2 protein-coding genes are annotated in these 9,256 nt (G+C 55.4%); both read right to left on the bottom strand.

Annotated elements, in window-relative coordinates; all coding sequences use genetic code 11:
* Window positions 1–251: 251 nt before the first annotated feature.
* On the bottom strand, window positions 252–689 hold the full coding sequence (locus ACETPC_RS23550) for a hypothetical protein (RefSeq protein WP_380184863.1): 438 nt from the start codon (window positions 687–689) through the stop codon (window positions 252–254).
* 178 nt (window positions 690–867) lie between these two features.
* On the bottom strand, window positions 868–9,246 hold the full coding sequence (locus ACETPC_RS23545; RefSeq protein ID WP_380184862.1) for a hypothetical protein: 8,379 nt from the start codon (window positions 9,244–9,246) through the stop codon (window positions 868–870).
* Window positions 9,247–9,256: the final 10 nt, after the last annotated feature.

Raw genomic sequence — 9,256 nt, 5'->3', positions numbered from 1 at the left:
GCCGGATCCTGCTCAAGGATAAGTGAATTAAGGCCCTGAATGGTCTGCTGCATCTCTGCCGGTACGTCCGCCCGCGCTATTGAAGGCATCACGGAAAGCAGCGGCGTTAAAAGCTGAACCCATATAAGTATATATGCAACAATTTTATGCAGCCGTAATTTAGTAAACATAATAGTCACTCATCCCTGAGAATAGATTATCCGTTATATACCCGGCAGAATGGCGGGTAAAAACCTCCGGTCATTAATAAATCAGATACCGTAAAGCTCTCTGACCTTTTGTTGAATAACCCTGTAGCCGTTAAAATTAACCTCCAGGCACAGGGTATCCAGCTTCATATCCAGCTCCATGGTGTAGACGCGTTTAGCATCGGCACCCATGGTTTCTTCATGGGCCTGTAGAAAATCGTAGCCCTCACTTATTTTGGTATATTCCTTTGCATACTTTTGATAGTGCTTATCCCCGGTCTGGCGCAAAAAATTAAAATAATCGATACATTGTTGATTGCTGGAAGCTACCGGATTAATCGGCACCCCCTCGTTCATAGCATGTTTGATAACGGGCGTGATGCTTTCCGCTCCGGCTTCTTGCTCCGCTTTTAACGACATTGTTTCTGCATGCGTGGCTACGCCTGATGAACAGGCGACAAGAAGCATTGCCGATGCAGCAGGCATAATTTTAAACAGCATGCTGACTCCGTTTTAGTCGCGCCTCCGGCGCCGGGCTTGTTCTTTAGATTGGCATCAGGATAATTCTAAAGATTTACTCCTTGCGGATATACTTTTTTATAACTTTATTAAGTTTTAATAAAATCGTTATGGTAATTTTATGTCAGAGCAGAACCAAAGCTGATAAATATGCCCTCCATTAATTATAGACTTTACAGGCCCGACTTAAAAAATGCGAGGGGTTCATAAAGGTGACTACATAACCCGGCATGCGGAAGGTCAATGTCTCCATACTATCTATATCTGTCGGCACAGGATAATAACGTAGATAAACACCAGTACTAACCTCTGTCCAGTTGCTTCCTGACACAGCTTCCAGATCTACCTGGACATTCTCAAGATAGCCACTGAGACCACTTAGCATATTGCCATGCACATTTGTTAACGTGATATACACAGAAAACATACTATTATTAGCACCGCAAATTGATACTTCATAGCCAGGTGTGATGTCATAACTTTGTCGTGCATTTTTTCTTTCCGACAGTGTCAGATACGCCTTTAGACTATTACCTGGAGCACCGGCCAGGTAAGTTCGGGTATAGATGCCTGGATTATTGTTGTCCTCGCTCCAGCTACTGCCTGCCTTCGCCTCCGCGTTCGGAACAGTGACCGCATCCGTCAGCGCTGCCGCCTGGCTGCCCGTCATATTGCCCTGCGCATCCTTAAGCGTGACCGTCACCAGCATTTCATCGCCCACCTTATACCATGCATCCAGGGCGATTTCAGACCAGTCTGCTGCTGGTGCGCCAGCGGTAATATCGTAGGTGCCGGATGTTTTAACACCGTCATTCAGGTTTAACGCCGCCTTCAGGTTTTCACCTGCCGTTTTCGCCAGATAAGTGCGGGCGTAGATACCAGGACTGCTGGTTTCTGCCCAGGCGCTGCCTGCTTTCGCTTCCGCATTCGCCACGCTGACCGCTTCATCCGTCAGCGCTGCCGCCTGGCCGGTCGCCATATTGTCCTGCGCATCTTTCAGCGTTACCGTGACCTGGATATCGCTGCCCGCCGTGTAGCTCGCTTTATCCACGGCGATAGCCGAGTTTGCTATTGTTGCTTCGCCTGCGGTAATGCTGTAGGGAGAAGAAGCCTGGCTTGCGTCCGCCAGCATCAGGGTTGCCTTAAGATTTTCGCCGGCAACTTTAGCCACATAAGTGCGGGTATAAACGCCAGGGTTATCGCTGGCCTCTGTCCAGTTGCTGTCTGCCTTCGCTTCCGCATTGGCCACGCTGACCGCTTTATCTGTCAGACTCGTCTCCTTCTTTTTTACTACATTACCCCAGGCATCCTTCAGCGTTACCGTGACCTGGATATCCGCGCCCGCTTTATAGGTTGTGTTATCTACGGCTATGGTCGAGTTTGCTGCCGTTGCTGCGCCTGCGCTGATAATGTAGATGAAAGTTAATTTTTTTTCGGATAATTTCAGGGTCGCCCTTAAATTCTCGCCAACAATTTTTGCTATATAGGTACGGGTGTAGATGCCAGGTTCTTTGTCTTCCGCCCAGCTGCTGCCTGTTTTCGCTTCCACGTTTGGAATGGTAACCCAATCATTCAGCAAGTCCGCCTGACCGGGTATCGGGTTTCCATATTTATCCCGCAATTTCACCCATACGTGTATCTCACTTTCCACTGGGTAAAGCGTCTTAAGAGCACTTCCGTCGTCACTAAAATAGAATTTACTTGGTAGCTCAGACGACGTTGACGGTGCACCTGCAATTATGCTGTAGTTGGAATAGATCTCTCCGTCAGGAAGCGACAGGCTTGCCCTAAGATTTTCTCCCGCGATTTCGGCCATATATAGGGCCCTGTAGGAGTAATCAGTATTGTCATCATCCTTAATTCCTGCCTTTTTCAGTAGATCTTCGTGGCCCACCAGAGGCCCCTGCTCCCACCCGGTAATGAATTGCGCATTTGAGACTTTTACCTTTTCTAATAAAGCGTTCGCTTCCTGCTGGGCTATCAGGTTGGTATATGCGTCTCTCAGCATCACCTTCACCAGCATCACCACGCCTGCCGCAGTTATCTCTTTTTCTACGGAAATGTACGAAGTTGCTGTCGATACCTCGCCCGCTTTAATACGGTAGTTATTAGAGGTTTTACTTTCGCCAGACAATTTCAATATTGCGCTTTCTGCGTTAGTTGCGTAGTACGCTATATAAGTACGGCTATAAATACCCGGCTGGTCGCTGGTTTCTGTCCAGTTACTGCCCGTCTTCGCTACCGTTTTCGGCACAGTAACTGCATCTGTTAACGCTGTTGCCTGGCCATAAGCTGCATTGCCCTGCGCATCCTTCAGCGTTACCGTCACCAGCATTTCTTCGCCTGCCGTATATTCCTCTTTATCTACGGCAATTTCGGACCAGACTGCTGCTGGCTCGCCTACGGTAATATCGTAGTCGCCGGATGTTTTAACGCCGTCCACCAGCTTTAATGTCGCCTTCAGCTTTTCGCCCGCCGTTTTCGCCAGATAAGTGCGGCTGTAGATGCCCGGGCTGCTGGTTTCTATCCAGTTGCTTTCTGCTTTTGCCTCTGCATTCGCTACGCTGACTGCTTCATCCGTCAGGCTCGCTGCCAGGCCAGTTGCCCCATTGCCCTGTGCATCCTTCAGCGTGATCGTGACCTGGATATCCGTACCTGCCACATAGCTCGCTTTATCCACGGCGATAGACGAGTTTGCTGTTGTTGCTTCGCCTGCGGTTATGCTGTAGAGAGAGGAAACCTGGCTTGCGCCCGCCAGCATCAGGGTTGCCTTAAGATTCTCACCGGCAACTTTCGCCACGTAAGTGCGGGTGTAAACGCCCGGTTTATCGCTGGCCTCTGCCCAATTGCTGCCTGATTTTGCTTCCGCATTGGCCACGCTGACCGCTTCATCCGTCAGCATCGCCGTCTGGCCGTTTGCTACGTTGTCCCAGGCATCTTTCAACGCTACCGTCACCAGAATATCCGTGCCCGCCGTGTAGCTCGCTTTGTCCACGGCGATCGTGGAGCTGGCTGCCGCTGCTGTACCGGCGGTGATGATGTAGACACCGGAGGTCTGACTTCCATCCGCCAGTTTCAGCGTCGCCTTCAGGTTTTCGCCAACCGTTGTCGCTACGTAAATGCGGGTATAGATGCCCGGCTCTTTGCTTTCCGCCCAGTCGCTGCCCGCTTTCGCTTCCGCATTTGGTACGGTGACCGCATCCACCAGCGCTGCCGCCTGACCGCCTGTCATATTGCCCTGCGCATCCTTAAGCGTGACCGTGACCTGGATATCCGTGCCTGCCACATAGCTCGCTTTATCTACGGCGATGGCTGAATTGGCCGCGGTTGCTGTGCCTGCGGTGATGCTGTAGAGGCCGGAAGTCTGGTTCCCCTCTGCCAGTTTCAGGGTTGCCTTCAGGTTTTCACCTGCCGTTTTTGCCAGATAGGCGCGGGTATAGATGCCCGGCTCTTTGCTTTCCGTCCAGCCGCTGTCCGCTTTTGCCTCTGCGTTTGGCACCGTGACCACGTTCGCCAGCGCGGTTGTCTGGCCACCCGCCATATTGCCCTGCGCATCCTTCAGCGTGACCGTGACCTGAATATCCGTGCCCGCCGTGTAGCTCGCTTTGTCCACAGCGATCGTGGAGCTGGCTGCCGCTGCTGTACCGGCGGTGATGATGTAGACACCGGAGGTCTGACTTCCATCCGCCAGTTTCAGCGTCGCCTTCAGGTTTTCGCCAACCGTTTTTGCCAGATAGGCGCGGGTATAAATGCCCAGCTCTTTGCTTTCCGTCCAGCCGCTGTCCGCTTTCGCTTCCGCATTTGGTACGGTGACCGCATCCGCCAGCGCTGCCGCCTGACCGCCTGTCATATTGCCCTGCGCATCCTTCAGCATCACCGTGACCTGGATATCCGTGCCTGCTACATAGCTCGCTTTATCCACAGCTATGGCAGAGCTGGATGCTGTTGCTGTACCTGCGGTAATGCTGTAAGAGTTGGAAGTCTGGCTTTCGCCCGCCAGCGTCATCGTTGCCTTCAGATTCTCACCGGCAACCTTCGCCACATAAGTACAGCTATAGACTCCCGGCTCTTCGCCTTCTATCCAGGTGAAGCGTACTTTCTCCTCAGTATTTGGCACGCTAAGATTTAAACCTGACAGTGATGTCGCATTGCCCTGCGCATCCTTCATCGTTACCGTTACCAGGATTTCCGTGCCTGCTATGTAGCTTTCTTTATCCACGACGATAGCCGAGTATGCTGCCGCTGCATTACCTGCGCTGATGCTGTAAACGCTGGATGTCTGACTTTCGCCCGTCAGCGTCAGCACGGCCTTAAGGTTTTCGCCTGCGGTTTGCGCTACATAAATTCGGCTGTACACACCCGGTTCGTAAACGCCCGAACTTCGGGTTTCTCTCCAACTGCTGCCAGCCTTCGCTTCTGCGTTTGGCACCGTGACTGCATCGTTCAGGATTGTCACCTGGCCTCCCGCTATATTGCCCTGCGCATCCTTCAGTTTGACTGTTACCCGAATATCCGTGCCTGCCACGTAGCTCGCTTTATCCACGGTAATCGTAGAGCTGGCCGCCACGGCTTCACCGGCGATAATGCTGTAAGCGCCGGAAGTCTGGCTTTTGCCCGCCAGCTTCAGCGTTGCCCTGAGGTTTTCAGCGGCCACTTTCGCTATATAAGTGCGGGTATAAATGCCTGGCTCCTTGCCTTCCGTCCAGTTGCTATCTGCTTTCGCTTCCGCATTTGGTACGGTGACCGCATCCGCCAGCGCTGCCGCCTGACCGCCTGTCATATTGCCCTGCGCATCCTTCAGCATTACCGTGACCTGGATATCCGTGCCTGCCACATAGCTCGCTTTATCCACGACGATGGTGGATCCGCCTACCGTTGCTGTACCGGCAGTGATGCTGTAAGTACCGGAAGTCTGGCTGCCGCCCGTAAGTTTCAGGGTTGCCTTGAGGTTTTCGCCTGCGGTTTTCGCCACGTAAGTGCGGATATAGATGCCCGTGCTGCTGGTTTCCGTCCAGCCGCTGCCCGTTTCCGCGTTTGGCACAGTGACCGCATCCGCCAGCACTGTTGCCTGGCCGCCTGCCATATTGTCCTGCTCGTCCTTCAGCATCACCGTGACCTGGATATCCGTTCCCGCTACGTAGCTTGCTTTATCCACGGCGATCGCAGAACTGGCTGCCGTCGCTGTGCCTGCGGTGATGCTGTAAGTACCGGAAGTCTGGCTGCCGCCCGCCAGCGTCATCGTTGCCTTCAGGTTTTCGCCAGCAGCCTTCGCCATATAAGTGCGCGTGTAGATACCTGTGCTGCCGGTCTCCGCCCAGTCGCTGTCCGCTTTCGCCTCTGCGTTTGGCACGGTGACCGCATCCGACAGTGCTGCCGCCTGGCCGCCCGCCATATTGCCCTGCGCATCCTTAAGCGTGATTGTGACCAGGATATCCGTGCCCGCCACATAGCTCGCTTTATCCACGGCGATGGTGGAACCGGCTGTGGTTGCTGTACCTGCGGTGATGCTGTAGATATTGGAGGTTTTACTTTCACCCGCCAGCTTCAGGGCGGCCTTCAGGTTTTCACCAGCGTTTTTCGCCACGTAAGTACGGATATAAATGCCCGGATCTTTGCCTTCCGTCCAGGCGCTGCCCGCTTTTGCTTCCGCGTTTGGCACGCTGACCACGTCATCCGTCAGGCCTGCCGACTGGCCGCCTGACATATTTCCTTGCGCATCCCGCAGCGTAACCTTCACCTGAATATCCGTGCCCGCTATATAAGTTGCTTTATCTACGGCGATCGCGGAGTTGGCTGCTGTTGCTGCACCTGCAGTGATGCTGTAGATGTTGGAGGCTTTACTTTCTCCCATCAGTTCGAGGGTTGCCGCCAGTTTTTCACCGGCAGCCTTTGCCATATAGGTTCGGGTGTAGATACCCGTGCTGATAGTTTCTGTCCAGTTGCCGCCTGCTTTCGCTTCCGCGTTCGGCACAGTGACCGCATCCGCCAGGGCTGCCGCCTGGCTGCCCGCCATATTGCCCTGCGCATCCTTCAGCGTCACCGTAACCTGGATTTCCGTGCCTGCCACATAGCTTGCTTTATCCACGGCGATGGCCGAGTTTGCCGCCGCTGCCGTATCTGCAGTGATACTGTAGCCGCCGGAAGTCTGGCTTACGCCCGCCAGCGCCAGCGTTGCCTTCAGGTTTTCACCTGCGGTTTTCGCCAGATAAGTGCGGGTGTAGATGCCCGTACTGCTGGTTTCTTTCCAATTGCTGCCCGCTTTCGCTTCCGCGTTTGGCACCGTGACCGTATCCGTCAGCGCTGCCGCCTGGCCGCCCGCCATATTGCCCTGCGCATCTTTCAGCGTCACCGTGACCAGGATATTTGTGCCTGCCACATAGCTCGCTTTATCCACCGCGATCGCAGAACTGTCTGCTGTTGCTGTACCTGCAGTGATGCTGTAAGCGCCGGAAGTCTGGTTTGCGCCCGCCAGCGTCAGCGTTGCTTTCAGGTTTTCACCTGCGGTTTTCGCTATATAAGTGCGGGTGTAGATGCCAGGCTCTTTGCTTTCTGTCCAGCTGCTGCCCGCTTCCGCGTTTGGCACGCTGACCGCATTCGCCAGCGCTGCCGCCTGGCCGCCCGCCATATTGCCCTGCGCATCCTTCAGCGTCACCGTGACCTGGATATCCGTGCCCGCTGTATAAGTTGCTTTATCCACGGCGATCGCGGAGTTGGCTGCTGTTGCTGTATCTGCGGTGATACTGTAGGCGCCGGAAGTCTGGTTTCCACCCGCCAGCGTCAGGTTTGCCTTCAGGTTTTCGCCTGCGATTTTCGCCACGTAAGTGCGGATATAGATACCGGCACTGCTGCTTTCCGTCCAGCCGCTACCCGCTTTCGCCTCCGCGTTCGCCACGCTCACCGCATCCGTCAGCGCTGCCGTCTGGCCGCTCGCCAAATTGCCCTGCGCATCTTTCAGCGTCACCGTAACCTGGATATCCGTGCCTGCCACATAGCTTGCTTTATCCACCGCGATCGCCGAGTTGGCTGCTGTTGCCGCGCCTGCGGTAATACTGTAGAGACCGGAAGCGTTATTGCCGCCGGATAAGCTCAGCGTTGCCTTCAGGTTTTCACCTGCGGTTTTCGCTACGTAAGTGCGGGTGTAGATGCCCGTGCTGCTGGTTTCCGTCCAGCCGCTGCCCGCTTTCGCTTCCGCATTTGGCACCGTCACCGCATTTGCCAACGCTGCTGCCTGGCCCCCCGCCATATTGCCCTGCGCATCCTTCAGGGTAACCGTAACCTGAATATTCGTGCCCGCTGTATAGAGTGCTTTATCCACGGCGATAGCGGAACTGGCCGCCGCTGCCGCGCCTGCGATGATGCTGTAGGTATCGGAAAGCTGATTTTCGCCCGCCAGCTTCAGCGTTGCCGTCAGGCCTTCGCCTGCGATTTTCGCCACGTAAGTGCGGGTATAGATACCGGCACTGCTGCTTTCTGCCCAGCTGCTGCCCGCTTTCGCTTCCGCGTTTGCCACGCTGACCGCATCCGTCAGGCTTGCTGCCTGGCCGCCCGCCATGTTGCCCTGCGCATCCTGTAGCGTCACTGTTACCCGGATATCCGTGCCTGCGGTATAAACCTCTTTGTCTACGGCGATCGCGGAACTGGCCGCCGCCGCCGCGCCCGCGGTGATGCTGTAGAGGTAAGAGGCCTGGCTTTCACCCGCCAGCGTCAGCGTCGCTTTCAGGTTTTCACCGGCTACTTTCGCCACATAGGTGCGCGTGTAAACGCCCGTGCCGCCGGTTTCCGTCCAGCCGCTACCCGGTTTCGCCTCCGCGTTCGCCACGGTCACTGCATTCGCCAGCGCCGTCGCCCGGCCGTTCGCCACATTGCCCTGTGCGTCCTTGAGCGTCACCGTGACCTGCATCTCTGAGCCTGCCACATAGCTCGCTTTATCCACCGCGATAGCCGAGTTTGCCGTGGTCGCTTCGCCCGCCGTGATGCGGTAGACGCCCGACTTTTTATTCCCATCGGATAAGTTCAGCGTCGCCGCCAGATTTTCACCCGTGGTTTTGGCCACATATGTGCGGTTGTAGACGCCCGAGTTGTCGCCAACTTCTGTCCAGCTGCTGCCCGCTTTGGCCTCGGCGTTCGCTACCCCGATCGCCTCATCCGTCAGGATCCCCGTCTGGCCGCTCACCCCGTTTTGCTGGCTGTCCTTCAGCGTCACCGTAACCTGCATCTCAGTGCCTGCCACGTAGCTCGCTTTGTCCACCGCAATAGCAGAACCGGCTGCCGCTGCCGCGCCTGCGGTGATGCTGTAAACATTGGAGACCGTACTGCCATCTTTTACTTTCAACGTTGCCGTGAGATCCTCGCCCACCGTTTGCGCCGTCCAGACGCGCACGTAGGTGCCCGGCGCGCTTTCCTCCCAGCTGCTGCCCGCTTTCGCCACCGCGTTCGGCACCGTCACCGCGCTGCCGTTCAGCGTGTGCCCTTTGCCCGTCACCGCGTTGTTTTCCGCGTCCTTCAGCACCACGCTCACCGTGATGTCGTCGCCCGCCACGTAGCGCGTC

The organism is Pantoea sp. sgz302252, from assembly GCF_042610525.1.
Taxonomy (GTDB): Bacteria; Pseudomonadota; Gammaproteobacteria; order Enterobacterales; family Enterobacteriaceae; genus Erwinia.
Note: the sequence above shows the minus strand (reverse complement) of the source record. Positions and strands in the feature narration are given on the sequence as shown.